The following is a 25,100-nucleotide window of genomic DNA, read 5'->3' on the forward strand; positions in this document are numbered from 1 at the left end:
AGCAGGCCGGAGCGCGTAGGCGCGCGGCACCGGCAGAGAAGCAGGGCCGGCCTCCCTCGACATCACTGCCGAGAGCCGCGAGGCCGCAGCCCGTCGAGGGCGGTGGCGACGAGGCGGTCGGCGTAGTCGGTGGTGAGCGGTCCGCTGCGGTGCAGCCACCGCCGGAACAGCGGACCCCAGATCATGTCCGCCGCGATGTCGAGGTCGATGTCCTCGGCGAGTTGTCCGGCCTGCTGGGCGCTGCGCAGGCGTTCCCGTTTGGCCTCCCGCAGCGGCCCGTCCAGCCGTTCGTGGTAGGCCGCCGCCAGCTTGGGGTCGTGGGCGATCTCGGTGGCCAGCGCGCGCATCGGTGGCTCGTACCGGGGGTCGGTCAGCTCGGCGACGGTGGCCCGCAGCACCTCGGTCAGGTCGGCGGCCAGGTCGCCGGTGTCCGGCAGCCGGATCGGCTCGCCCTCGGCGCCCTCGCTGAGCAAAAGGAAGGCTTCGAGGATGACCGCCCCCTTCGAGGGCCACCAGCGGTAGATGGTCTGTTTGCCGACGCCGGCGCGGGCGGCGATGCCCTCGATGCTGACCTTCGCGTAGTCGATCTCCTGGAGCAGGTCGAAGGCGGCGGTGAGGATGGCGCGGCGGGAGGTCTCCCGCCGGCGGGCCGTGTTCGGCGGCGTCATGGGAGCACCATACAGCGAGACGAACCGTCTCGTCTTGACGAAGGGGGAGGGAGGGGGGCAGGGTCGAGACGGACCGTCTCGTCTCACCGACCGAAGGGAAACACCGACATGCGCACCTGGTTCATCACCGGCGCCAGCCGCGGCTTGGGCCGCGCGTTCGCCGAGGCCGCGCTGAACCGGGGCGACCGGGTGGCCGCCGCGGCCCGGACCGTCACCCGGGACCACTTCGACGCCCGGCACGGCGACCGGCTGCTGACCCTGACCCTGGACGTGACCGACCGGGCGGCCGTCTTCGCCGCCGTGGCCAGCGCCGTCGAGCACTTCGGGCGGCTCGACGTCGTCGTCAACAACGCCGGCACCCTGTCCATGGGCATGATCGAGGAGTTCACCGAGGCCGAGGCGCGGGCCCAGTTCGAGGTGAACGTCTTCGGCGCGCTGTGGGTCAGCCAGGCCGTGCTGCCGCACCTGCGCGCGCAACGGTCCGGCCACATCGTGCAGGTTTCCAGCATCGCCGCGCTCGGTGGCTTCCCGAGCACCGGGCTGTACAGCGCGAGCAAGTTCGCGCTGGAGGGCATGAGCGAGGCCCTGGCGGCGGAGGCGGCGGCCTTCGGCATCAAGGTCAGCATCGTGCAGCCGGGCGGCTACTGGACCGACCTCTACACGAGCGTCAGCGCCACCACCCCGATGGACGCGTACGCGCCGCTCCGTGCCGAGTTGGAGCGGCAGTGGGCGGAAGGCTCCGTCGACAGCGAGCCCCGGCTGGCCGCCGAGGCTCTGCTGCGACTCGTCGACAGCGACGACCCGCCGCTGCGGCTGCTGTTCGGCAGCATGGTGTACGACCTGGCGTTCGACCTCTCCCGCCGGCGGATGGACACCTGGGCGAGCTGGGAACAGGTCAGCCGCGCGGCCGAGCGCGCGACGCCCGCCCCCGGAACGGCCTGAGGCCCGCCGGTACGCCGAAGTGGCGGTATCCCGGCGCCCGGATACCGCCACTTCGGCGAGATGGCGTTGATCAAAGCGTGTACGTCTGCGCCACCGCCAGCATCTCCGAGCTGTGCGAGCCGACCACGCCCACATTCGCCGGACGCGCCCGGAACCCGGGCACGGAGGACAACCCGTCGCTGGCGTCCATCGCGCGCACCGTCACGGTGTCGCCCCGCGGCACCAGCGTCAACGTGATCTCCACCCCCTCCGGCGGCGGCGCGTGGAACACGACGCCGAAGCCCCACCGGCCCTCGCGCGCCTTGACCGGCACGTCCCGCCCGGCCACCGTGGCGGACCGCACGGTGGCGGTGCGCGTGTCCACGTGCAGCGTGAGCAGGCGGACGGACCGCTGCGGGGTCACCCGCACCCGCAGCACCCGCTGGTCGCCGGTGCGGTCGTCGGCGAGCACCTCCAGCTTCGGCGCGGGCAGGGACGCCGCCGGAGCCGGGCCGGCGCGCAACTCGCCGTCGCCGATCCCGGGGAAGTCGTCGGCCACCGAGATGTTCCGGTCGACGTAGCTGTCGGTCCAGGGTTGCGGCATCTCCTCGTGGCTGAGCCAGGCCGCCTTCCGCGTGCCGGCGTCGAGCGCGTACATCAGGTGGGTGGGCACGGGATGGTCGGCGTCGAAACGGTCGACGGCGAGGCCGACCCCGGCGAACACCGCCGCCGCCACGAACGCGGCCCCGGCCGGCAGCGCGCCGAGGCGGCGGGCGCGCAGCGCGAGCAGGCCGCGCTGGCCGCCGGCCCGGGGGTGCAGCAGGTCCACCACTGGTAGCGCGGCCAGGCCGAGCAGCGTCGCGAACAGCGCGGCCACCGCGCCCATGCCCATGCCGAGCGCCGGGAAGAGCAGCACCACCGTGGGCAGCAGGATGATCACGGCGACCGCGCCGGCAAGCGTCACCGCGACCACCGGCCACGGGCCGTCCCGGCGGGTGGCGAGCGCGGCGAGGCCGGCGAGCGCGCCGGCCAGGGCCGGCAGGGTCGTCAGGTACGCCGCGCCGGGCACCAGCACGGCGAGCAGCACGCCGAACAGGGCCAGCCAGAGCAGGCCGCCGAACGCCAGCGCGGCCGGGCCGAACCGGCGGCGGAGCAGCGCGTACCAGCAGAGGAGCACCGTGGCGGCGAGCGCCACCACGGCCAGGCGGTACCAGCCCGGACGGTACGGGTCGAGCAGCTCGGCGTACCCGGGACGGATCGTGGTGATCGCGGCCCAGAGCAGCCACGCGCCGAGCGGGGCCACGACGACCGGCGCCAGGGCCAGGCCGGCGCCGGCGGCGAGCGTGCCGGCGGTGGCCCGGCCCCGGCGGCGCAGCAGCCAGCCGAGCGCGCCCACCGCGAGCAGGGCGGCCACAGCCAGCGGCAGGTTCAACCCGCCGGGATAGCGGACCAGCAGGCCGAGCACCGGGAAGTAGGTGTCGTCGTGGCCGGACCGCAGGTCGCCCAGGTCGGTGCGGCCGAACTCGCGGGCCAGGCCCAGCGCGTTGTCGCCGTGCATCTGGAGGCTGCCCCGGTCCATCCGGGCCGGCACGTCGAGCGGGGTGTGGTAGATCGCGCCGCCGTCGATGTAGGCGGAGTTGAGCCCGACGAAGTCGCGGTCGAGGAACGCGGTGAAGTCGGTGTCGTTCGGCAGCGCCCGGTAGATCTCCACGGCGAACGAGGTGCCCACCGGGTGCGGGGCGGCCCGGCCGAAGACGTCCACGAGCTTCGCGTTGTTCCGGGACGTCTCGAACATGATCACCGGACCGGTGGAGCCACGCGCCTCCAGGTTGAGCACCACCCCGCCGCCGTCGGCGAGCGGGTGGTCGGCGGCGAAGCCGGCGGCGCCGCACAGGCACGCCTCCTCCGCGTCGGTGAGCACGAAGACCACGTCGTTGCGGGGGCGCGGGCCGGTGGTCAGCGCCCGGGCCACCTCCAGGATGGTGGCGGTGCCGGCCGCGTCGTCGTTGCCGCCCGGCCCGGTCTGCACCGAGTCGTAGTGCGCGACCAGGAAGACCTTGCCGGTCGGGTCGGTGCCGGGGAGCCGGGCCACCACGTTGCGGACCCGCGCCAGCGTCGCCCCGCCGGCCGCGCCGCTGAGCTGACCGGCCTCGGGCGCCACCGCGTCCTGCACCTCGGTCTCCAGGCCCAGCCCGCGCAGCGCGCCGACCAGGTGTTCGCGTACCCGGTCGTTGGCCGCACTGCCGGCCACGTGCGGCCGGGCCGCGATCACCTCGACGGTCCGGTACGCCCGGGCGGCGCTGAAGTCGCCGGCCGGCGCGCTCGCCGGGCGCGGGGCCGGGGTGGCGAGGCTGACCACGACGCCCGCCCCGACGGCGAGCAGCGCGACCAGCGCGGCGACGGCGGCGGGCAGCCGGCGGCGCGGCTTGGCGAACGCGCGGTCGGCGGGGCGGATGGGAGGTACGCCCACGGGGACTCCTCGGGGGGTGGATCTACGGGGGTGGGCATCATCCTGCACCCCAGCCGGGTGCGGCGGCACTCCCGGTCGGTGCGCTGCCGGGTTGGCAGCGCTCCCGCGTAACATCGTGGGTCGGTCCCGCCGCTGTCCGGACGGACGGGGCACCCACCCGCCACACCGGCGGCGGTGCCGTGGTGTGCGACCGTTGTCTCCGCCAGGATCAGCAAGGGCACTCGAAAGGAGCCCGACATCACCAGCGAACTCCCGCGACTCGCGGCGGTGGCCCGGCCGCACCGGGGTGCCGGCGTGTCGGCTTCTGCCGTCGCGCCCCGAGGTGGCGCGGGGCTGCACGGTGGCCTTCCGCCTGGTGAACGGCTGCGGGTGCTCCTGGTCGAGGACGACGAGGGCGACGCCTTCCTGGTCGGCGAGTTGCTCGCCGAGACCAACTCGATGATCGACCTGCTGGTGGCGACAAGCCTCAGCGAGGCCCGGCAGCGGGTGATGGGTGTCGACTGCGTCCTGCTCGACCTGGGCCTGCCCGACGCGCAGGGCCTGGACGGGCTGCGGCGGGCGCTGGAGATGGCAAGCGGCGCCGCGGTCTGCGTGCTGACCGGCCGCTCCGACGAGCACCTGGGCATCGTGGCGGTCGCCGAAGGGGCGCAGGACTACCTGGTCAAGGGGCAGGTAGATGGCGTCCTGCTGACCCGGGCGCTGCGCTACGCGGTGGAGCGCAAGCGGGCCGACGAGAACGCCCGCCGGCTGCGCGAGGTGGAGCTGCGCCAGGCCGAGTCCGCCCGCCTGGAGCGGGGCCTGCTGCCGCAGCCGCTGATGACCACCGACGAGGTGTCGGTGCACACGTTCTACCGGCCCGGCCGGCACGCCGCGCTGATCGGCGGCGACTTCTACGACGTGGTGCAGACCCGACCGGACCGGATCGACCTGATCGTCGGCGACGTGTGCGGCCACGGCGTGGACGAGGCGGCGCTCGGGGTCGAGCTGCGCGTGGCCTGGCGGGCGCTGGTGCTGGCCGGGGTGCCCGACGACGAGGTGCTGCCGGCGCTGGAGCAGGTGCTGATGAGCGAGCGCCGGCTCCAGGAGATCTTCGCGACGGTGGCCACCGCCCGGCTCGACCTGGCGTCCGCCCGGGCCACCGTACGGCTCGCCGGTCACCCGCCGCCGCTGCTGATCAGCGGCGGTAAGGTCGCCCCGGTGCCGGCCAAGGGCGGGCTGCTGCTCGGCGTCCGCCCCCGTCGCCCCGTTGCCTTCGATCTGGAGTTCGACACCGATGACTGGTCCCTGCTGATGTACACCGACGGCCTTATCGAGGGTCGGGTCGACGGCGGCGACGAACGACTCGACGTGCCGGGGCTCACCGGCCTGCTCGCCGACCCGGCCAACCGGGCGGTGCCACTGTCCGAGCTGCCGGCCTGGCTGGTCGGCCGTGCCGAGCAGATCAACGGTGGCCCGCTCGCCGACGACGTGGCGATGTTGCTGGTGACCCGGGGCGGGGGTCGCTAATGAAGGCGTACCAGCAGGGGTGGACCCTGCGGCGGCGGGTGGTCGCGCTGCTCGGCGTGGTCCTGGTGCTGCTGCTCGGGCTGGCCGCCGCGGAGGCGACGGTCGCGGCGAAGAACCGGCAGAACATCGACGCGGTGCTGCTCAGGACCGGTCCGCTGCGGGTCCAGGCGCAGGAGTTGATGAGCGCGCTGCTGGACCAGGAGACCGCGGTGCGCGGGTACGCGGTGAACGGTGACCGCAGCGACCTGGCGCCCTATCAGGAGGGCCTGCGGCGCGAGCAGGGCCTGGTCGCCTCGATCCGCGGGCTCTCCGCCGACTACCCGGGTGTGCGCCGTGAGCTGGCCGTCATCGAGGGGCAGGCCGAGCAGTGGCGGACCCAGGTGGCCGAGCCGGTGATAGCGACCACCGAGCGCGGCGGCCCGGCGGCCGGTCGGGCGTTGATCACCGACCAGACCCGGCGGCAGTTCGACGGCATCCGGGCGTCGGTGACCACGCTCCAGGACGAGATCCTGGCCGTCCGGAAGCAGACCGCCGACCGGGTCAACGCCACGAGCAACGCGCTCGTCGTGCTGCTGGTCGTCGCGGCGCTGGTGGTGGCGGTGGCCGGCGCGGTGATGCTGCTGTCGCTCGACCGGATCCTGGTCCGCCCGCTGGCCGCCCTGGTCGGCCAGGTGCGGGAGGTCGCCGACGGCGACTACCAGCACCGCATCGCCGGCTCCGGCCCGCCGGAGTTCCGCCAGCTCGCCGACGACATCGACCAGATGCGGCAGAAGATCGCCCAGGACCTGGACGAGGTACGCCAGGCCCGGGAACGGATCGAGTGGGTCAACGACCAGCTTCAGAAGCAGGCCGAGGAGTTGACCCGCTCCAACCGCGACCTGGAGCAGTTCGCGTACGTGGCCTCGCACGACCTCCAGGAGCCGCTGCGCAAGGTGGCCAGCTTCTGCCAGCTCCTCCAGCGGCGCTACGCCGGGCAGCTCGACGAGCGGGCGGACCAGTACATCGCGTTCGCGGTGGATGGCGCGCAGCGGATGCAGCGGCTCATCAACGACCTGTTGGCGTTCTCCCGGATCGGCCGGCTCACCACCGGCTTCACCGAGGTCGACCTGAACAAGGTGATGGGTGACGTGGCCGGGCAGACCGAGGCGGCGCGGCAGTACGCGGACGCGGAGCTGACCTGGGACCGGATGCCGACGATCAGTGGTGAGGAGCCGCTGCTGACCAACCTGCTGGCCAATCTGGTCAGCAACTCGGTGAAGTTCCGCCGCCCCGACGTGCCGCCGAAGGTGCACGTGTCGGCCCGGCTGGTCGACGGCGAGTGGGAGATCAGCTGCCGGGACAACGGCATCGGGATCGAGCCGGAGTTCGCCGACAAGATCTTCGTGATCTTCCAGCGGCTGCACTCCAAGGACGCGTACCCGGGCACCGGCATCGGGCTGGCGATCGTCAAGAAGATCGTGGAATACCACGGCGGCCGGGTCTGGGTGGACACCGACGCGGGGGAGGGCACCACCATCCGGTTCACGCTGCCCGCGCTGGCGGCCGACATCGAGGCGGCGAAGGCCGCCGACGAGGCGGAGAGCGCGGAGAGCGCGGAGCCGGTGGACGCCGAGGGTCAGCCGGACGGGGCGGCCGGGGCAGAGCCGCCCGCGGGGGCGGACCGACAGGATACAAACGGTGACATGAAGGAGACGGTGGGATGACCGCGCCCGCGGACGGCAAGAGCCCGATCGAGGTCCTGCTCGTCGAGGACGATCCGGGTGACGTGCTGATGACCCAGGAGGCGTTCGAGGAGCACAAGCTCCGCAACCGCCTGACTGTCGTCTCCGACGGCGCCGAGGCGCTTGCCTACCTGCGTCGCGAGGGACCGTACGCGGACGCGGTGGCGCCCGACCTGATCCTGCTCGACCTGAACCTGCCCCGCCGGGACGGCCGGGAGGTGCTGGAGGAGATCAAGCAGGACGAGCAGCTACGCCGGATCCCGGTCGTGGTGCTCACCACCTCGCAGGCCGACGAGGACATCCTGCGCAGCTACCAGCTCCACGCCAACGCCTACGTGACCAAGCCGGTGGACTTCGAGCGTTTCATCTCGGTGGTCCGCCAGATCGACGAGTTCTTCGTCAGCGTGGTCAAGCTGCCGCCGCGTGGCTGACGCGCTGCTGGACGACGTCGCCGCGCTGCTCCGGGAGGCGGCGGCCGAGGTGGTCGTGCCGATGTTCCGCCGGCTGGACCCGTCCGACATCTCCGAGAAGGCGCCCGGCGAGGTGGTGACCGTCGCCGACCGCGAGGCCGAAAAGGTGATCTCCGAAGGGTTGCGGCGGTTGCGCCCCGGCTCGGTGGTGGTCGGCGAGGAGGCCGTCGCCGAGGATCCGGACCTGCTCCGGCACCTGCACCGCAGCGGTGACGTGTGGTTGGTCGACCCGGTCGACGGCACGTCCAACTTCGCCGCCGGCCGGCGGCCCTTCGCCTTGATGGCCGCGCTGCTCACCGACGGCGTGCCGGTGGCCTCCTGGGTCTACGACCCGCTGGACGGCACGATGGCGGCCGGGCGGCTCGGCGCGGGAACCCGGCTCGGCGACACGCCGGTGCGGACCGACGGGCCGGCGCCGGCGGCGGGTGCGATGCGCGGCACCGCGATGACGACGTTCCTGCCCCAGGAGTTCCGCCGCGACGTCGAGGCCGGTGGCCGCCGGATCGGTGAGCTGCTGCCCGGCCAGCACTGCGCCGGCCGGGAATACCTGGACATGCTCACCGGCGCGCAGCAGTTCGTGCTGTTCTGGCGCACGCTGCCGTGGGACCACACCCCCGGCACGCTGCTGGTCCGGGAGGCCGGCGGGGTGGCCCGCCGGTTCGACGGCACCGACTACCACCCGGCCGACGAGGGGCGGGGCCTGCTGGTCGCGGCCAGCGCGGAGATCTGGGACGAGGTGTACGGGGCGCTGCTGGCGCACTGAGCGGCGCTGCGCCACGGTGGCGACACGCTGCGTCGACACTATCCGCCATCGGAGGTCACGAATCTGGCGCGACGCACGTGGTCCGGTATCGTGACCGGCGGTTGACGGAAGGACCATCACGTGCCCAGGACCTGGCTCACCGGCCGGCGCGTCCGCCGGTCGCTGCTGACGCTGCTCACCGCGACGGCCGTGCTGCTCGGCGCCGGCCTCGCCGTCGGCGGCCCGGCCGCCGCCGCGCCCAGCCCGAACGCCGGCGACGAGGGCGGCAGCAAGCAGCTCCGGGCGGCGCTGGAGGCCGCGGCGAAGGGCCACATCGAGGCGAAGAACAAGCTGGACAACTCCAAGCGCCGCCAGGCCGCGCTGGCGACCCAGCTCAGGGACATCGAGGTACGCCTGGTCGGGCTGACCGCCCAGGCCGGCGAGGTGGCCGTGCAGTCCTACCGGCAGGGCCGGCTGACCCCGGTGTCGATGCTGCTCGCCAGCTCCGGCCCGGACGACTTCCTCCACCGCGCGGCCGAGCTGGACATGATGGCCCAGCGGGACAGCAAGCGGCTCGGTGACCTGGCCGAGGCGAAGGCGCAGGCGGTCGAGTCGAAGCTGGCCATCGACGTCGAGGTGCGGGAGCAGCAGAAGCAGCTCGCCGTGCTGGCCCGGAAGAAGAAGGACGCCGAGGTGGCGCTGGCCAAGGTCAGCTCCGGGGCCGGCTCCGGCTTCAGCGGCGGCTCCTCCTCGGCCAAGCCCGCGCCACGTAACTCGGACGGCTCGTGGCCGTCGGAGTCCTGCTCGGTGGACGACCCGACGCCGGCCAGCGGCTGCATCACCCCGCGCACGCTGCACATGCTCCAGCAGGCCAAGGCGGCGGGTTACAAGCGCTACGCCTCCTGTCACCGCAGCGGCGGAGGCGGTGAGCACCCCAAGGGCCGGGCCTGCGACTTCGCCGCCGCCACCGGCGGCTTCGAGGACCGCTCGGCCACCGGCGGCGACAAGTCGTACGGGGACAGCCTCGCCAACTGGGCGAAGAACAACGCCAGCAAGCTGGGCATCATGTACGTGATCTGGTACCGGCAGATCTGGATGCCGAACACCGGCTGGCGGGCGTACAGCGGGGGCGGCAGCCCGGCCGCCGACCACACAAACCATGTTCACATCTCGATGTACTGACCCGAACGGTCAGGAACGCCGCGTACCCTCGCGACGGTGAGCAGCACATCGTCCGACATCGTCACGAAACCGGCAACCACGGCGCCGGCCGCGCCGCACGCCCTGCCGAACGGGCTGGCCGCCTTCCTGGTCTTCCTCTCCAGCGGGGCGGTGCTGGTGCTGGAGACCGTCTCGCTGCGCCTGGTCGGCCCGTACGTCGGGGTGACCCTCCAGGTGACCAGCTCGGTCATCGGCATGGCGCTCGCCGCCATCGCGTACGGGGCGTGGATGGGCGGGTGGCTCGCCGACCGGCGGGACCCGCGTACCCTGCTCGCCCCGGCCCTGGTGCTGGCCGGCATCGCCACCGCGGTCACCCTGCCCATCGTCAGGTACGCCGGTGAGGCGTTGCGCGGCGGCGCGGCCAGCGCGGTGCTGCTGCTGACCGCGCTCACCGTGCTGCTGCCGGCGGCGCTGCTGGCCGGGATCACCCCGCTCGTGGTGAAGCTCCAACTCGCCGACCTGCGCCGCACCGGCCAGGTGGTCGGCAAGCTGTCCAGCATCGGCACGCTCGGCGGCATCACCGCCACGCTGGGCACCGGCTTCATCCTGGTCGCCGCGCTGCCCAGCTCGGTGATCGTGCTGGCGCTCGCCGGGGTGCTCGGCGTCACCGGGCTGGCGCTGGGGTTCTGGCTGCGGCGGCGCTCGGGGAGCGGGCTGTCGACGCCGGGCCGGGCCAAGGCGGCGCTGGCGCTGCTCGGCCTCGCCGCCGCCGGGCTCACCGCCGCCGCGCCGAACCCGTGCGACGTGGAGACCGCCTACCACTGCGCCCGGGTCGAGGCGGACCCGGCGTTGCCGGAGGGGCGCACGCTCTACCTCAACTCGGCCGAGCACTCGTACGTCGACCTGGCCGACCCGACCCACCTGAAATACTCGTACGCCCAGTGGGTCGGCCTGGTCGCGGACCTGGCGCGGCCGGCCGGGCAGCCGATGGACGCGCTGCACCTGGGCGGCGGCGGATTCACCGTGCCCAACTACCTGGCCGCGACCCGGCCCGGCAGCGACAACCTGGTCTTCGAGGTCGACGGCGGCCTGGTCGAGCTGGACCGGCGGGAAATGGGCCTGCGCACCGGGCCGAAGCTGCGCGCCCGGGTGGGCGACGCGCGGGTGCTGCTCGGCGGCGAGCCGACCGACAGCCGCGACTTCGTCGTCGGCGACGCGTTCGGTCACCTGGTGGTGCCCTGGCACCTGGCCACCCGGGAGATGGCCGCCGACATCCGCCGGGTGCTCCGCCCGGACGGGATCTACGTGCAGAACGTCATCGACTATCCGCCGGACCGGTTCATCCGGGCCGAACTGGCCACCGTCTCGGCCGTGTTCGCGCACGTCGCGCTGATCGCCCCGCCGGGCGCGATCGCCGGGCAGCACGGCGCGAACTTCGTGATCGTCGCCTCGGACGTGCCGCTGCCGCTGGCGGGGATCCCGCCCGGCCTGAAGCGGCTCCCCGAGCCGGCCGAGCTGCTCGACGAGGCGCGCACGGCCGACTGGGTGGGGGACGCGCGGGTGCTCACGGACGACTACGCGCCGGTGGACCAGCTCCTCGCGACCGCCTGAACGGGTGACATTCCTGACCGATTCCGACCGCACAGGTGTAGCGGGGTCGGCTTCGGGCAACTGCACCGACCATGGGCGGAGCGGTCAGGAACGGCGTGCAACTGCTCGGTGAGCGGTACCGGCTGGTCGAGCAGTTGGGCGCCGGTGGCATGTCGGTGGTCTGGCGCGGCTACGACGAGGTGCTCGGCCGGCAGGTGGCGGTCAAGGTGCTCGCCTCGCGGCTCGCCAGCGACAAGGCGTTCCGGCACCGGATCCGCGTCGAGGCGCAGGCCGCCGCGCGGCTCTGCCACCCCAACATCACCAACGTGTACGACTACGGCGAGTCCGTCCAGGTCGGGCTGACCGTGCCGTACGTGGTCATGGAGCTTGTCGACGGCGGCCCGCTCAGCGGCCGGCTCGGCCGGGACGGGCAGCTTCCCTGGCGGGAGGCGCTGACCATCGGCGCGGAGGTCGCCTCGGCGCTCGCCACCGCGCACGCCCGGGGCGTGGTGCACCGCGACGTCACCCCCGGCAACGTCATGCTCACCCCCAACGGGGTGAAGGTCGTCGACTTCGGCATCTCGGCGCTCGTCGGGGAGAGCGACAAGGGGCCGGACGGCGCGTTGCTCGGCACGCCCGCCTACCTCGCGCCGGAGCGGCTGGACAACGGCCACGTCTCGCCGGCCACCGACGTCTACGCGGTCGGCCTGCTGCTCTACCGGATGCTCACCGGGCGGCTGCCGTGGCAGGCCAGCACCACCACCGAGATGCTGCGCGCCCACATGTACCGCGACCCCGACCCGATGCCCCCGGTGCCGGGGCTTCCGGCGCCGGTCGCCGACCTGGTCCACCGTTGCCTGGCCAAGCGCCCCGAGGACCGGCCGGTCACCGCCGAGGTGGCCCGTACGCTCGCCGAGGCGGTCGGGATCGCGTCGATCGTGCCGGTGTCCCCGGCGTTCGGCCCCGTCGACCCGGTGCTGGCCGAGAACGCGAACACCACGATCCTGCCCTGGTCGGCGGCGACCGACGCGCTGCCGTACTCGTCGATCCGCACCCGGACCCGACGTTCGGCGGCCCGGCGGCGCAGGGTGGAGGCCGGGGTGGCCGCCGCCGGGTTGATCGCGGTCACCGCCACGATGTGGGGTCTGACGTCGAAGAGCCCGGCCAGCGGCGGGGTGGAACCGACCGAGGCACGGATGGGCCTGCCCGAGCCGGTGCCCTGCGCGGTCGACTACTCGTTGCGCCGCGACACCGGCAAGGACTTCTCCGCCGAGCTGACACTCACCAACACCGGCGCCCGGGAGCTGCGCGACTGGACCATGAGCTTCAGCTTCCCCGGCAAGCAGGCGGTGACCACCGCCCAACCCGCGGTACGCCAGGTGGGGCGGACGGTGTCGGTCGCGGCGCCGACGTCCGCGCCGGCACTGGCACCGGGCGCGTCGACGAAGCTGACGCTGGCCGGGCGCTACACCGGGAGCAACACGCTGCCGGTGGCGTTCACGCTCGGCGGCCACCCGTGCGGGGTGCAGGTGTCGGGCATCGCCGGTTCGGTTCCGGTCACCACCGCGCCGAAGACGAAGGCCCCGGCCAAGCCGGCCACGAAGACCACGAAGACCGTGGCCAAGAGCGGGCCGGCGAAGGCGAAACCGAAGCCGGCGCCGAAGGCCAAGCCGCCGAAGCCACCCAAGGCCAAGGGCAAGGAGAGCGGCAAGGGAAAAGGCTAGGCGAACAGCCGGAGGGGGGTGGGCCCGGCAAGGGCAAGGGACCGAAGGGGCCCAAGGGGCCGAAGGGCTGACGGTCAGGTCAGCTCCGCGAAGCGCTGCACCTGGTTGATGCTGCCCTCCACGATGAGCACGCTGTCCGGCGTCAGGACGGTGTCCGGATCGGTGTAGCGGAACGGCTCGCCGGGCAGCTTCGCGCCGACCACCATCACCCCGTACCGGTCCCGCGGGGCGACCTCACGTAGCCTGCGCCCCACCAGCGGCGGGGGCACTCGCACCTTGGCGATCGCGAAGTCGTCGCCGAACTCGATGAAGTCGAGCATCCGGCTGATGATCAGGTGCGCGACCCGTTCGCCGGTCTCCGCCTCCGGGAAGACGACGTGGTGCGCGCCGACCGAGTGCAGGATCTTGGCGTGCTTCTCCGAGGTGGCACGCGCCCAGATCTGCGGGATGCCCAGCTCGGTCAGGGCCAGCACGGTGAGCACGCTCGCCTCGACCGAGGCGCCGATGGCCACCACCACCCGCGGGAAGTCCGCCACGCCGAGCTGGCGCAGCGCCGTCTCCTCGGTGGCGTCGGCCTGCACCACCCGGTCCAGCTCGGCGGCCCACCGTTGGACCCGGGGCGCGTCGCGGTCGACGGCGAGTACGTCGTGGCCGAGGCGGGTCAGCGCCCGGGCGAGGTGGTAGCCGAACCGACCCAGGCCGATCACGATGACGCCGGTGTCGTCCGAGTGTCTAGCCGACAATGGGTTGCTCCTCTGGATAGCGGTACAAACGTCGCCTGGTGTTCAACGCGAGCGCCGATCCGAGGGTGAGCGGGCCGACCCGACCGATGTACATGAGCGCGGTCAGCACGTACTGGCCGTGCGGTGGCAGCTCCCGGCTGAGTCCGACGGTGAGCCCGGTGGTGCTGAACGCGGAGGTGACCTCGAACAGCGCGGCGTAGAAGCGCACGTGCGAGGTGAACACGATCAACCCGACCGTGCCGGCGGCCACGAGCGCCACGCTGAGCAGGGCGACCGTCAGCGCCTGCCGCTGGCTGGCCGGCGACACCCGGCGGCGCCCGACCGTGGTGTCCGGCTCGCCGCGCAACTCCGCCCAGATCGCGAAGCCGAGCAGGAAGAACGTGGAGACCTTGATGCCGCCGGCGGTGCTGGCGCTGCCGCCGCCGATGAACATCAGGCCGATCAACATCGGGTAGCTCTCCTCGGCGAGCCGGTCGACGTTGATCACGTCGAAGCCGGCGGTCCGGCTCAACGCGATCTGACCGAACGCGGCCAGCACCTTGCCCGGCGCGTCGTAGGTGCCGATCGTGCCCGGGTTGGTCCACTCGGCCAGCAGCAGGTAGCCGAAACCGAACGCGGTGAGCACCACGCTGCCCCAGACGGTGAGCTTGGTAGCCACCGCCCAGCGTGCCGGCCGCCGCCACTCCCGCGTCGCCTCGAACAACGCCGGGAAGCCGAGCCCGCCGATGATCGAGCCGAAGCTGAGTGACAGCGTCACCCACGGGTCCCGGGAGAAGGCGACCAGCCCGTCGGAGTAGAGGGTGAAGCCGTTGTTGTTGAACGCCTGGACCGAGTGGAACACGGCGAACCACAGCGCGTGCCCCGGCGGATAGTCGTAGGCGAACCAGAAGCGCGCGCTGAGCACGGCGGTCATCACGGCTTCGGTGACGAAGACGGTGGCCGCGATCCGGAGCAGCAGCCGGCGCACGTCACCGAGACCGAACTCGGCGCTCTCGGCCTGCACGAGCAGCCGGTTACGCAGGCCGAGCTGTCGGGAGACCGCCAGGATCACCAGCGACGCGCCGGTCAGGATGCCGAGGCCGCCGAGTTGGGTCAGCACCATGATCGTCACGAGCCCGAAGTTGTTCCAGTAGGTCGGCGTGTCGACCATCGTCATGCCGGTGACCGAGACCGCCGACGTGGCGGTGAACAGCGCGGTCGAGAACGGGGTCCACCGGTGCGCGTGGTCGGCCCAGGGCAGCATGAGCACGCCGGTGCCGATCAGGATCACCGCCAGGAACCCGAGCGGCACCAGCCGTACCGGCTTCCGGAGCAGACGGCGCACCACGTCATCTTCCGTCCGGAGATTCACCGGCAGGTCAGGAACCGACCAACTGCACGCCAACCACGCCGGGTCTGCTGTGCGTACCCATCGCCGACAGGAGACGGCGTTGCGACGTACCCTTTCCGCCCTCGGCGTGGCCGGCGCGCTGCTCGCGGCGGCGGCCCTGGTGGCGCCGGCCGTGGCTGCCCAGGCCGGCCCGGATCCCCGCGCCGAGCGACCCCGCGCGGCCCAGCGACCGATCGTGATCGGCCACCGCGGCGCGAGCGGCTACCGGCCGGAGCACACCCTGGAGTCCTACCGGCTGGCCATCCGGCAGGGCGCCGACTTCATCGAGCCGGACCTGGTCTCGACGAAGGACGGCGTCCTGGTCGCCCGGCACGAGAACGAGATCTCCGGTACGACGGACGTGGCGGCACACCCCGAGTTCGCCGCCCGCAGGGCGACGAAGACCATCGACGGGGTGGCGGTCACCGGCTGGTTCACCGAGGACTTCACGCTTGCCGAGCTGAAGACGCTGCGCGCCAAGGAGCGGCTGCCGCAGGTGCGGGTGACCAACACCGCGTTCGACGGCAAGCTGGAGATCCCCACCCTGCAGGAGGTCATCGACCTGGCCCGGGCCGAGTCGAAGGCGCGCGGCCGGACCATCGGCGTCTACCCGGAGACGAAGCACCCGACCTACTTCGCCTCGATCGGGCGCCCGCTGGAGGAGCCGCTGGTCACGGTGCTCCGCCGCAACCGGCTGACCCACCGCGACGACCCGGTCTTCATCCAGAGCTTCGAGACGGCCAACCTGCGCAAGCTCGACAAGCTGACCGACGTGCGGCTGGTCCAGCTCATGGACGCCACCGGCGCGCCCTACGACTTCACCGCGGCCGGTGACCGCCGGACCTACGCCGATCTGGCCACCACCGCCGGCCTGGCCTGGGTGTCCCGGTACGCCGACGGAGTCGGCCTGAACAAGAACCTGATCGTGCCCCGCGACAGCGCCGGCCGGCTGCTCACGCCGACCTCGGTGATCCGGGACGCGCACCGGCTCAGCCTGGTGGTGCACGCCTGGACGTTCCGCGCCGAGAACCAGTTCCTGCCGCTGGACTTCCGGCTCGGCGCCGACCCGAACGCGCGCGGCGACATCACCGCCGAGTACGAACTCTTCTTCGACCTGGGCCTGGACGGCGCGTTCGCCGACCAGCCCGACACCGCCGTCGCCGCCCGCGCCGGCCGCTGATTTCCGCCTGTCGGCTCGTCGGCTTCTTGGCTTGTCGGGGTGCCCGCACGATGCGGGTGCCCCGACGCACGTCCGGCTCGTGGTGTGGGCCGCTCTGGGGGCCTCCGGCCGGCCCACGTCGGCTGTTGGCGCTCGGGACTGCCGCTTGTCTCATCCCGGGAGAGGCTCCTCGCCTGCTGCCTTTGGACTCAAGCGTTCCGCTGGCCGCTGGCCGCTGGCCGCTGGCCGCTGGCCGCTGGCCGCGTCAGGCCACGAGGACCGGGAGCACGAGTCGTTTGCCGCTGTCAGCTCTAAAGGCGGGCGAAGGGGAGTGCCCGTGCGGCGCCTAGCAACTTGATGGCGAAAATGGATCGGCCTGTGCGTGGGCCACCGGCCCGCAGACACCCGTGGCGTTCCAGTCGTGGCTCGCTCCGTCGACGGGTGGAACGCTAGGGGTGGCTTGGATCGCGCCGTCGAACTCGGCCGCCCTCACCGTGACCGCCGTGGACCGCGTCGGGGTCCACCGCCGAGCGCGCGGCGGCGCGTGGCGTTCGCTGCCACCGCTCGCCATGGTGACCACGGACCTGTGGGCCCCGGCGTGACCTGCTTGGCGGGTCCGGGCGTGAGTCGTCTACGCCATCAAGTTGCTAGGAGGCGCGAGGCTACTGTCCCGGTGGCTGGGCGACGTAGGTGCCGCGACCGGGCTGGCCGGTGATCAGCTCGCGATCGTGCAGCAGAGACAGAGCGCGCGAGGCGGTGTTCATGTGGACGCCGTAACTTTCGGCAAGCTCGCGCGTCGAGGGCAGCTTGTCGCCGGGCTTCAACTCGCCGCTCCTGATCTTCGCGGCGAGTTCGTTGGCGATGTGGCGGTATGGGGCTTCGGCTGTGGGCATGGTGAGGACTCCGGTTGGTTCGGCACCTCCGATCATGCCGGGCCTACACCAGCAACTGCAACAAGTTGAACGCACGAGCCTCATGCTCGACCTACACAAATATTTTGGGTAGGCTGACCGCGTCCGGCTCCGGTTGGTTCGGCAAACCTCGGGAGTCGGGCCCGGATTGGGCTCCGGGGCCGTACCGCCGAACGGGCTGCGGTCTCGGTGCCGGCGACCCGCCCGCGTCCCCCATCCGTGGGCGGGTCGCCTCCAACGGCTGGGAGGAGAACCCGTGCGCAACCTGTTCCCACCCGCGCGGCGAAGGCGCGGGCGTCGGCTTCCGGACGAGGGCTGGCATCACTCGGAGTCGTGCCGGCCGCTCAGCGTCGGGCAGATCCGCGAGCGGCGGCTTCGCAAGCGGGCGCTCAAGCGCTGGCTCGCGTCGGGGGCGTACCGGTGAGCCGGGAGCGGTTCGTCGTACACCTGCCGGTGCTCGCGGCCGACCTCGACGGCGCCCGGGGCTTCGCGCGGGCCATCTGCCGGGCGCTCGGTTTCCTGGCCGACGTGGAGCGCGCCGGGACGACCGTGTCGCGGGAGGACGAGCAGTCCGTACGCCACTGGGTCTGGTGTGACCGGGTGCTCGACGGGGGTCGGCGCTGCCCGCGTGCTGCCGACCACGACGGGGAGTGTGGCCGGCGGTGAATGGGCGGGCCCGACATTCCGGCCGCGCCCCGCGTGGTGGGCGGGGCCATCCCGGGTCGGCGCGGTTACGAGGTGGTGTCCGGGGTTGTAACGCGCGGCCATCCGGCCCCGGAGACTTGTGTGCGCCGACCACATAGCCCGTGGGTGACGTCACTTCTAGCGTGAGCCGACAACTGACAATCCTCCTGTCCTCACCTGGAGTCGCAATGACGATCCGGCACACGCGACGGGTGTTCCTTTCCGCCGCCACGATGATGGCGGCCACGCTTGCTGCCACGGCGTGTGGCAGCCCGCAGGACACCGCCTCCGGCGGCGGCGACGCCGCGCCGGTCAAGGTCGGCCTGGTCTACTCCCAGTCCGGGCCGCTGGCCAGCTACGGCAAGCAGTACATCGAAGGGTTCAAAGCCGGCCTGGACTTCGCCACCAAGGGCACCGGCAAGGTCGGTGACCGCACGATCGAGGTGACCGAGGCCGACGACGCGGGCGACCCGGCCAAGGCCGTGTCCGCCGCCAAGGACCTGATCGGCAAGGGTACGAAGATCATCGCCGGGTCCACCTCCTCCGGGGTGGCGCTCCAGGTGGCCCCGATCGCCGCGCAGAACAAGGTGCTGTTCATCTCCGGCCCGGCCGCCACGGACGGGGTGACCGGCGCGAACAAGTACACCTTCCGGTCCGGGCGGCAGTCCTGGCAGGACGTGGTGACCGCTCGGTCGTTCATCGGCGACGCGACGGGCAAGAAGGTCGTCGTCTTCGCCCAGGACGGCGCGTTCGGCGACGCGAACGAGGCCGCCGTCAAGGCCGTCATCGGCGGCGCCGGCGCGACCGTGAGCAGCGTACGCGCGCCGGCGAGCGCCACCGAGTTCACGCCGTTCGCCAGCCAGATCAAGGGCGCCAAGCCGGATCTGCTCTTCGTCGCCTGGGCCGGCACCACCGCCGGCGCGATGTGGCAGACGCTCGACCAGCAGGGCGTGCTCGCCTCCACCACGGTCGTCACCGGCCTGGACATCCGCGCGTCCTGGCCGACGTTCGGCGCGGCCGGCAACAAGATCTCGTTCCTGTCGCACTACTTCGACGGGGCAAGCGACACCGAGGCCGCCAAGGCCGCCAAGGCGAAGATCCCCGGCGGCACGCTCGACCTGTTCCACCCGGACGGGTTCGCCGCCGCGCAGATGATCGTCCGCGCGGTGCAGGAGGGCGGCGACGACGTGGAGAAGATGGTCACCGCGCTTGAGGGCTGGGAGTTCGAGGGCGTCAAGGGCGCCATGAAGATCCGCGCCGAGGACCACGCGCTGCTCCAGCCGATGTACCAGGCCAAGCTCACCGGCAGCGGCACCGCGTTCACGGCCACCGCGCAGAAGACCCTGACCGGCGACGAGAGCGCGCCGCCGGTCGCGCAGATGAAGGGCTGAGAAAGTGCTCGCCACCCGCGGTCTGACCTGGCGGATCGGTGAGGTCGCCATCGTCGACTCCGTCTACCTCGACCTGGCGCCGGGGGAGTTCCTCGGCGTGATCGGGCCCAACGGCGCCGGCAAGACCTCGCTGTTCAACCTGATCACCGGCCTGCGCCGGCCCACCGAGGGCAGGGTCGTGCTGGACGGGGCGGACGTCACCACGCTCCCGGTGCACCGGCGGGCCCGGCTCGGCCTGGGGCGTACCTTCCAGGCGTCCTCCGTCTTCGGCTCGCTGACGGTGCGGGAGAACGTCCGGCTCGCCGTACAGGCGCACCGGGGTGGCTCGCTGAAGCTGTGGCGGCGGGCGGCGGCCGACCGGGAGGTGGCCGCCGCCGCCGACGCGGCGCTCGACCGGGTCGGCCTGCACCACCGGGGTACGGCGTTGGCCGGCACGCTCGCCCACGGCGAGAAACGCAAGCTGGAGATCGCCCTGCTGCTCGCCGGGGAACCCCGGGTGATGCTGCTGGACGAGCCGATGGCCGGGGTGAGCGCCGAGGACGTGCCGGAGCTGGTCCGCGTGATCAAGTCGCTGACCGGGGACAGCGGGCGGGCGGTGCTCATGGTGGAACACCACATGGACGTGATCCTGGAACTGGCCGACCGGATCGCCGTGATGCACCACGGCGCGCTGCTGGCCTGCGACACCCCGGAAACGGTGATGGCGAACGCCACCGTGCAGGAGGCGTACCTGGGGGAGTCACTGTGAGCGCGAGGAGTGAGCCGGGTTTGCGAGCCCCGCAGTCGCGAACGACGGGCGGCACTGTGAGTGAACCCGTTCTCAGCGTCGAGGACCTGTCCGTGCGGATCGCCGGGCTGCACATCCTCCAGGGCGTGTCGTTCGAGGTGGCACCGACCGGCGTCACCGTGCTGCTCGGGCGCAACGGCGTCGGCAAGACCACCACGCTGCGCGCGATCGTCGGGCTGACCCCCCGGGGCGGCGAGGTACGCGGCACCGTGCGGATGGGCGCGCGGAGCCTGCTGACCCGCCCCACCCACCGGCTGGTCCGCGACGGCCTCGGCTACGTGCCGGAGGACAGGTGCGTCTTCGCCGGGCTCACCGTCGCGGAGAACCTGCGACTCGCCGAACGGCGGGGCACCACCCCGGCGTACGACAAGGTTTTCGCGCTCTTCCCGGAGCTGGACCGGCGCGGACGGCAACGGGCCGGTTCGCTCTCCGGCGGGCAGCAGCAGATGCTCGCGATCGGCCGGGTGCTCCTCAACGACAACCGGCTGCTGCTCGTCGACGAGCCGACCAAGGGGTTGGCGCCGAAGGTGGTGACCGAGGTGGCCGAGGTGCTGGAACGGGTCGCGGAGTCCGTGCCGGTGCTGCTGGTCGAGCAGAACCTTGCGGTGGTGCGGCGGCTGGCGTCCGACGCGGTGGTGCTCTCCACCGGGAAGGTCGCCTGGACCGGTGACGCCCGGGAACTGCTGCTGGAGACCGCGCTCACCAAGTCGCTGCTGGGTGTGGGCGCCGGTTCCGGGGAGGTACACGCGTGAACACGGTGGTCCTGTTGACGCTGACCGGGCTCGGCCTGGCGGCGCTCTACTTCCTCGTCGCCTCCGGCCTGTCCCTGGTCTTCGGCCTCGCCGACGTGCTCAACTTCGCGCACGGGCTGTTCCTCGGCGTCGGCGCGTACGCGACCTGGTGGGCGGCGGGCAACCTGCCGGGCGCCGGGCCGGACGGGTTCGGCTTCGTGGTGGCGGTGCTCTTCGGGGTGCTTGCCGGGTCGCTCGTCGCGGTGCTCGTCGAGCTGGTGCTGATCCGGCCGCTCTACTCCCGCACCATCGAACAGGTGCTTGTCACAGTCGGCCTGTCGCTTGCCGGCGTGGCGCTGCTCCAGGCCACCTGGGGCGCGGACCCGCGTACGTTCCCGCGCCCCGACTGGAGCCGGCAGGTGACCTCGGTGCTCGGCGCGCAGGTGCCCAACGCCGGGCTGCTGCTGATCGTCGCCGCCGTGGTGGTGCTCGGCGCGCTGCTGGCGTTCCTGCGCTGGACCCGCTACGGCCTGATCATCCGGGCCGGGGTGGAGAACCGGGAGATGGTGACCGCGCTCGGCATCGACGTGCGCAAGGCGTTCACCCTGGTCTTCGCGATCGGCGGGGCCGCCGCCGCGCTTGCCGGCGCGCTCGGCGGCGTCTACTTCGGCACCGTCTCGCCCGGCCAGGGCGGCTCGCTGCTGATCTTCGCCTTCATCGTGGTGGTGATCGGCGGGATGGGCTCGGTGGTCGGGTCCGCGTACGCGGCGGTCGCGGTGGGGCTGCTGCAACAGTTCGTCAACTACTACGGCACGTCCGGCCTGGGTGACCTCTGCGTGGTCGGCCTACTCGCCGTGGTGCTGCTGCTGCGTCCGCAGGGCCTGGCCGGAAAGGTGGCTCACGCATGACCAACTCGGTGGTCGACGCGCCCCCGGCGCGGGTGCCCGACGAACTCGCGCCCCGGCCCGCCCGGTGGCACCGGGTGCGTCCGTACCTGCCGCTCGTGGCCCTGGTGGTGGCGGCGGTCCTGCCCTACTCCACGCTGAGCCTGCCCGGCATCTTCGAGGGGCCGCTGAACTCGCCCGGCACGCTGCAACTGCTCGCCATCTGCCTGGTCTTCGGCGGTCTCGCGGCCGGCTACGACCTGCTGTTCGGGCGCACCGGCATGCTCTCCTTCGGGCACGCGCTCTACTTCGCTGCCGGCGTCTACGGCACCGACGTGCTCGTCACCAAGGCCGGGCTGCCGCTGTGGCAGGCCGGCGTGCTGACCGTGGTCGGCGGCACCACCCTCGCCGCGCTCCTCGGCGCGGTGGCGCTGCGCACCGTGGGCATCGCGTTCGCCATGGTGACGCTGGCCTTCGCGCAGGTCGGGGCGATCCTGGTGGCCCGCGACTTCGGCGGGTTGACCGGCGGCGAGGAAGGGCTGCCGCTCGACGTGTCCGGGCTGCCGGCGGCGCTCGTCGGCGTCACCAACACGGTCAACCTCTACTGGCTGGCGCTCGCGTACCTGGCGCTCGTGGTGCTGGTGGTGCACCGGGTCAGCGGCTCGCCGACCGGGCGGGTGCTGGCCGGGCTGCGCGACGACGAGCGCCGGATCGGGGTGCTCGGGCTCGACCCGTACCGGTTCAAGCTTGTCGCGTTCACCCTGGCCGGTGGCCTGGCGAGCGCCGGCGGGGTGGTCTACGTGCTGATCGTGGGCGGCGCCAGCCCGCACATCACGTCGTCCGAGCTGACCCTGTCGCTGCTGGTGATGGTGGTGCTCGGCGGCCCGGGCACGCGGTGGGGCCCGGTGCTGGGCGGCATCCTCTACATGTACCTGGACCACCGCTTGACCGCGTTCGGCACCAGCGACGCCGTGAACAGCCTCCCGGCGTTCCTGAGCCACCCGCTCAGCCAGCCCCTGTTCGTCCTGGGCACGGTCTTCATCCTGGCGGTGTACTTCTTCCCCGGCGGCCTGGCCAGCCTCCGCTCCCGCCTGTCCCCGCTCCTGGCCTCCCTCCCCTCCCGCCGCTGACCCCCCTGCGCTGCCCGGCCCGCTCCTGGTCCGGCGATCATGAAGTTAACGGCGCGACACGCCGGGCGGGGTGACGCCAACTTCATGATCGCCGGGAGCGGCGGGTGCGCGGCCCCTGGTAGAAATGCCGGATGAGGCAGGATCGGGAGGTTGTGCGGGAACGGGCCGAGGCGGTGCTGCGGCGGCTGGCGGGGGACCACGCCCGGCTGCGTGAGGACCAGTGGCTTGCCATCGAGGCGCTTGTCGTCGACCGGCGACGGGTGCTCTGCGTCCAACGCACCGGGTGGGGCAAGTCGGCCGTCTACTTCGTGGCCACCGCGCTGCTGCGGGAGCACGGCGAGCACGGGCCCACCGTGATCGTGTCGCCGCTGCTGGCGTTGATGCGCAACCAGGTCGACGCCGCCGCCCGGGCCGGCATCCGTGCCCGCACCATCAACTCGGCAAACCTCGACGAGTGGGACGAGATCACCGCCGAGATCACCGCCGGGTCCGTCGACGTGCTGCTGATCAGCCCGGAACGCCTGAACAATCCGGACTTCCGCGACGGGGTGCTGCCGAAACTCGCCGCCACCACCGGGCTGCTGGTGGTGGACGAGGCGCACTGCGTCTCCGACTGGGGGCACGACTTCCGCCCCGACTACCGCCGGTTGCGGACCTTCCTGGCCAACCTGCCCGAGCACACGCCGGTGCTCGCCACCACGGCCACCGCCAACGCCCGGGTCACCCGCGACGTGGCGGAACAACTCGGGGACGCGCTCGTGCTGCGCGGCACCCTCGACCGGGAGTCGCTGCGCCTCGGCGTACTCGAACTGCCGAGCCCGGCCCACCGCCTGGCCTGGCTCGCCGACCACCTGGACCGGCTCCCCGGCTCGGGCATCGTCTACACGCTCACCGTGGCCGCGGCCACCGAGACGGCCGACTTCCTGCGCGGCCGGGGCTGGTCGGTGGCGTCCTACACCGGGCAGGCCGAGGACGCCGACCGCCGCGCCGCCGAGCAGGACCTGCTCGACAACAAGATCAAGGCGCTGGTCGCCACGAGCGCGCTCGGCATGGGCTTCGACAAGCCCGACCTCGGCTTCGTGGTGCACCTCGGCGCGCCGCCGTCGCCGATCGCCTACTACCAGCAGGTCGGCCGCGCCGGCCGGGCCGTCGACCAGGCCGAGGTGCTGCTCCTGCCCGGCGTCGAGGACGCGGCCATCTGGCGTTACTTCGCCTCGCTCGCCTTCCCGCCCGAGGAACAGGTCCGCACCGTGCTCGCCGCGCTCGACACCGACCGGCCGATCTCCACCCAGGCCCTGGAACCGGTCGTCGACCTGCGCCGGGCCCGCCTGGAACTGATGCTCAAGGTGCTCGACGTCGACGGCGCGGTCCGCCGGGTACGCGGCGGCTGGCTCGCCACCGGAGAACCCTGGACCTACGACGAGGCCCGCCTGCGGCGCGTCGCCGAGGCGCGCGCCGCCGAGCAGCGGGCCATGCGGGAGTACGCGGCCACCTCCGGCTGCCGGATGCGCTACCTGCGGGAAGGGCTCGACGACACCGGGGCGGAGGACTGCGGCAGGTGCGACAACTGCGCCGGGCCGCTGTTCGACGCCGACGTGTCCGCCGAGGCGCTCACCACCGCGCAGACCTTCCTCGGCCGCCCCGGCGTCCAGGTCGCGCCGAAGAAGCTCTGGCCGACCGGGTTGGAGGCGGTCGGCGTACCCCTGAAGGGCCGGATCGCCCCGGCGGAGCAGGCGCTGCCCGGGCGGGCCGTGGGCCGCCTGTCCGACCTCGGGTGGGGCGGGCGGTTGCGGGGCCTGGTCGGGCCGGACGCGCCGGACGGGCCGGTGCCCGACGACGTGGTGGCGGCCGTGGTCGAGGTGCTGAAGGCGTGGGCGCACGGCGACGACCCGTGGCCCCGCCGCCCGGCCGGCGTGGTCGCGGTCGGCTCCCGGACCCGGCCGCTGCTCGTCGGTTCGCTTGCCGAGCGGATCGCCACGGTCGGCCGGCTGCCGCTGCTCGGCCTGGTCACTCCGACCGGCCCGGCCGGGGCCGGCGGACCGCGCGGCAACAGCGCCCAGCGGGTACGCGCCCTGCACGACGCCTTCCACCTGCCGGACGAGGTGGCCGATGCGCTGCCCGCGCTGGGTGGGCCGGTGCTGCTCGTCGACGACCTGGTCGACTCCGGTTGGACGATGGGCGTGGTGGCGCGGCTGCTACGCCGTGCCGGCGCGCCGGACGTGCTGCCCCTCGCCCTCGCCAGCATGTAAGGCGGGGGCCCCGGTTAACGCATTCTGCATAGGCGGGGCCCCCGCTTAACACCTGTGCTCCTGCGAGCCGTGCCACCGTGCGCGCGGCC

21 protein-coding genes are annotated in these 25,100 nt (G+C 72.8%); 16 read left to right on the plus strand and 5 right to left on the minus strand.

Annotated elements, in window-relative coordinates; all coding sequences use genetic code 11:
• Positions 1-62 precede the first annotated feature (62 nt).
• On the minus strand, positions 63-668 hold the full coding sequence (locus tag O7602_RS01825; RefSeq protein ID WP_281586517.1) for a TetR/AcrR family transcriptional regulator: 606 nt from the start codon (positions 666-668) through the stop codon (positions 63-65).
• Between the two features lie 108 nt (positions 669-776).
• Between O7602_RS01825 and O7602_RS01830 the strand changes: the two genes are divergently transcribed.
• On the plus strand, positions 777-1,610 hold the full coding sequence (locus O7602_RS01830) for an SDR family NAD(P)-dependent oxidoreductase (protein WP_281586518.1): 834 nt from the start codon (positions 777-779) through the stop codon (positions 1,608-1,610).
• Positions 1,611-1,680: 70 nt separating this feature from the next.
• On the opposite strand, the gene O7602_RS01835 is transcribed toward O7602_RS01830, so the two are convergent.
• Positions 1,681-4,059, minus strand: a complete 2,379-nt coding sequence (locus O7602_RS01835; RefSeq protein WP_281586519.1) for a M28 family peptidase — start codon at positions 4,057-4,059, stop codon at positions 1,681-1,683.
• Positions 4,060-4,326: 267 nt separating this feature from the next.
• On the opposite strand from O7602_RS01835, the gene O7602_RS01840 reads away from it, so the two are divergent.
• The 7 genes from O7602_RS01840 to O7602_RS01870 all read left to right on the plus strand — a co-directional run bounded on the left by O7602_RS01840 (position 4,327) and on the right by O7602_RS01870 (position 12,973).
• A complete protein-coding gene (locus O7602_RS01840) occupies positions 4,327-5,565 on the plus strand; it encodes a fused response regulator/phosphatase (protein ID WP_281586520.1) in 1,239 nt (412 codons plus the stop codon).
• The gene (locus O7602_RS01845) at positions 5,565-7,268 is read left to right on the plus strand and encodes a sensor histidine kinase (protein ID WP_281586521.1); all 1,704 of its coding nucleotides are present in this window, start codon (positions 5,565-5,567) and stop codon (positions 7,266-7,268) included. Before O7602_RS01840 ends, O7602_RS01845 begins: the two co-directional genes overlap by 1 nt.
• Positions 7,265-7,717, plus strand: a complete 453-nt coding sequence (locus O7602_RS01850; protein ID WP_281586522.1) for a response regulator — start codon at positions 7,265-7,267, stop codon at positions 7,715-7,717. The genes O7602_RS01845 and O7602_RS01850 overlap by 4 nt, the downstream gene beginning before the upstream one ends.
• Positions 7,710-8,519, plus strand: a complete 810-nt coding sequence (locus O7602_RS01855; RefSeq protein ID WP_281586523.1) for an inositol monophosphatase family protein — start codon at positions 7,710-7,712, stop codon at positions 8,517-8,519. The genes O7602_RS01850 and O7602_RS01855 overlap by 8 nt, the downstream gene beginning before the upstream one ends.
• A 120-nt stretch (positions 8,520-8,639) precedes the next feature.
• The gene (locus O7602_RS01860) at positions 8,640-9,680 is read left to right on the plus strand and encodes a hypothetical protein (protein ID WP_281586524.1); all 1,041 of its coding nucleotides are present in this window, start codon (positions 8,640-8,642) and stop codon (positions 9,678-9,680) included.
• 57 nt (positions 9,681-9,737) lie between these two features.
• Positions 9,738-11,270 carry a fused MFS/spermidine synthase gene (locus tag O7602_RS01865; RefSeq protein ID WP_281590068.1) on the plus strand — a complete coding sequence of 511 codons (1,533 nt, stop codon included), beginning with the start codon at positions 9,738-9,740 and terminating at the stop codon, positions 11,268-11,270.
• Positions 11,271-11,341: 71 nt separating this feature from the next.
• Positions 11,342-12,973: a serine/threonine-protein kinase gene (locus O7602_RS01870; RefSeq protein ID WP_281586525.1), complete on the plus strand. Its 1,632-nt coding sequence runs from the start codon at positions 11,342-11,344 to the stop codon at positions 12,971-12,973.
• Positions 12,974-13,047: 74 nt separating this feature from the next.
• On the opposite strand, the gene O7602_RS01875 is transcribed toward O7602_RS01870, so the two are convergent.
• Both O7602_RS01875 and O7602_RS01880 read right to left on the minus strand, forming a co-directional pair.
• The gene (locus O7602_RS01875; protein WP_281586526.1) at positions 13,048-13,716 is read right to left on the minus strand and encodes a TrkA family potassium uptake protein; all 669 of its coding nucleotides are present in this window, start codon (positions 13,714-13,716) and stop codon (positions 13,048-13,050) included.
• Positions 13,706-15,040, minus strand: coding sequence for a potassium transporter TrkG (locus O7602_RS01880; protein WP_281586527.1), 1,335 nt, complete (start codon positions 15,038-15,040; stop codon positions 13,706-13,708). The genes O7602_RS01875 and O7602_RS01880 overlap by 11 nt, the downstream gene beginning before the upstream one ends.
• A gap of 106 nt (positions 15,041-15,146) precedes the next feature.
• Between O7602_RS01880 and O7602_RS01885 the strand changes: the two genes are divergently transcribed.
• The gene (locus O7602_RS01885; RefSeq protein WP_281586528.1) at positions 15,147-16,265 is read left to right on the plus strand and encodes a glycerophosphodiester phosphodiesterase; all 1,119 of its coding nucleotides are present in this window, start codon (positions 15,147-15,149) and stop codon (positions 16,263-16,265) included.
• A 641-nt stretch (positions 16,266-16,906) separates the two neighbouring features.
• Here O7602_RS01885 and O7602_RS01890 read toward each other — a convergent pair.
• Positions 16,907-17,137, minus strand: a complete 231-nt coding sequence (locus O7602_RS01890) for a winged helix-turn-helix domain-containing protein (RefSeq protein ID WP_281586529.1) — start codon at positions 17,135-17,137, stop codon at positions 16,907-16,909.
• A 438-nt stretch (positions 17,138-17,575) separates the two neighbouring features.
• Here O7602_RS01890 and O7602_RS01895 point away from each other — a divergent pair, with 438 nt between their 5' ends.
• The 7 genes from O7602_RS01895 to O7602_RS01925 all read left to right on the plus strand — a co-directional run bounded on the left by O7602_RS01895 (position 17,576) and on the right by O7602_RS01925 (position 25,011).
• The gene (locus O7602_RS01895) at positions 17,576-17,821 is read left to right on the plus strand and encodes a hypothetical protein (RefSeq protein WP_281586530.1); all 246 of its coding nucleotides are present in this window, start codon (positions 17,576-17,578) and stop codon (positions 17,819-17,821) included.
• A gap of 206 nt (positions 17,822-18,027) precedes the next feature.
• Positions 18,028-19,230, plus strand: a complete 1,203-nt coding sequence (locus O7602_RS01900; protein WP_281586531.1) for a substrate-binding domain-containing protein — start codon at positions 18,028-18,030, stop codon at positions 19,228-19,230.
• Positions 19,231-19,234: 4 nt separating this feature from the next.
• Complete coding sequence (locus tag O7602_RS01905) at positions 19,235-19,978, plus strand: ABC transporter ATP-binding protein (protein WP_281586532.1); 744 nt, start codon at positions 19,235-19,237, stop codon at positions 19,976-19,978.
• 56 nt (positions 19,979-20,034) lie between these two features.
• On the plus strand, positions 20,035-20,769 hold the full coding sequence (locus O7602_RS01910; RefSeq protein ID WP_281586533.1) for an ABC transporter ATP-binding protein: 735 nt from the start codon (positions 20,035-20,037) through the stop codon (positions 20,767-20,769).
• A complete protein-coding gene (locus tag O7602_RS01915; RefSeq protein ID WP_281586534.1) occupies positions 20,766-21,656 on the plus strand; it encodes a branched-chain amino acid ABC transporter permease in 891 nt (296 codons plus the stop codon). Before O7602_RS01910 ends, O7602_RS01915 begins: the two co-directional genes overlap by 4 nt.
• Entirely contained in the window at positions 21,653-22,762 is a 1,110-nt protein-coding gene (locus tag O7602_RS01920) for a branched-chain amino acid ABC transporter permease (protein ID WP_281586535.1), read from the plus strand. The genes O7602_RS01915 and O7602_RS01920 overlap by 4 nt, the downstream gene beginning before the upstream one ends.
• 131 nt (positions 22,763-22,893) lie before the next feature.
• On the plus strand, positions 22,894-25,011 hold the full coding sequence (locus O7602_RS01925) for a DEAD/DEAH box helicase (protein WP_281586536.1): 2,118 nt from the start codon (positions 22,894-22,896) through the stop codon (positions 25,009-25,011).
• Positions 25,012-25,100 lie beyond the last annotated feature (89 nt).

The sequence above is a fragment of the Micromonospora sp. WMMD1128 genome (assembly GCF_027497235.1).
Taxonomy (GTDB): domain Bacteria; phylum Actinomycetota; class Actinomycetes; order Mycobacteriales; family Micromonosporaceae; genus Micromonospora.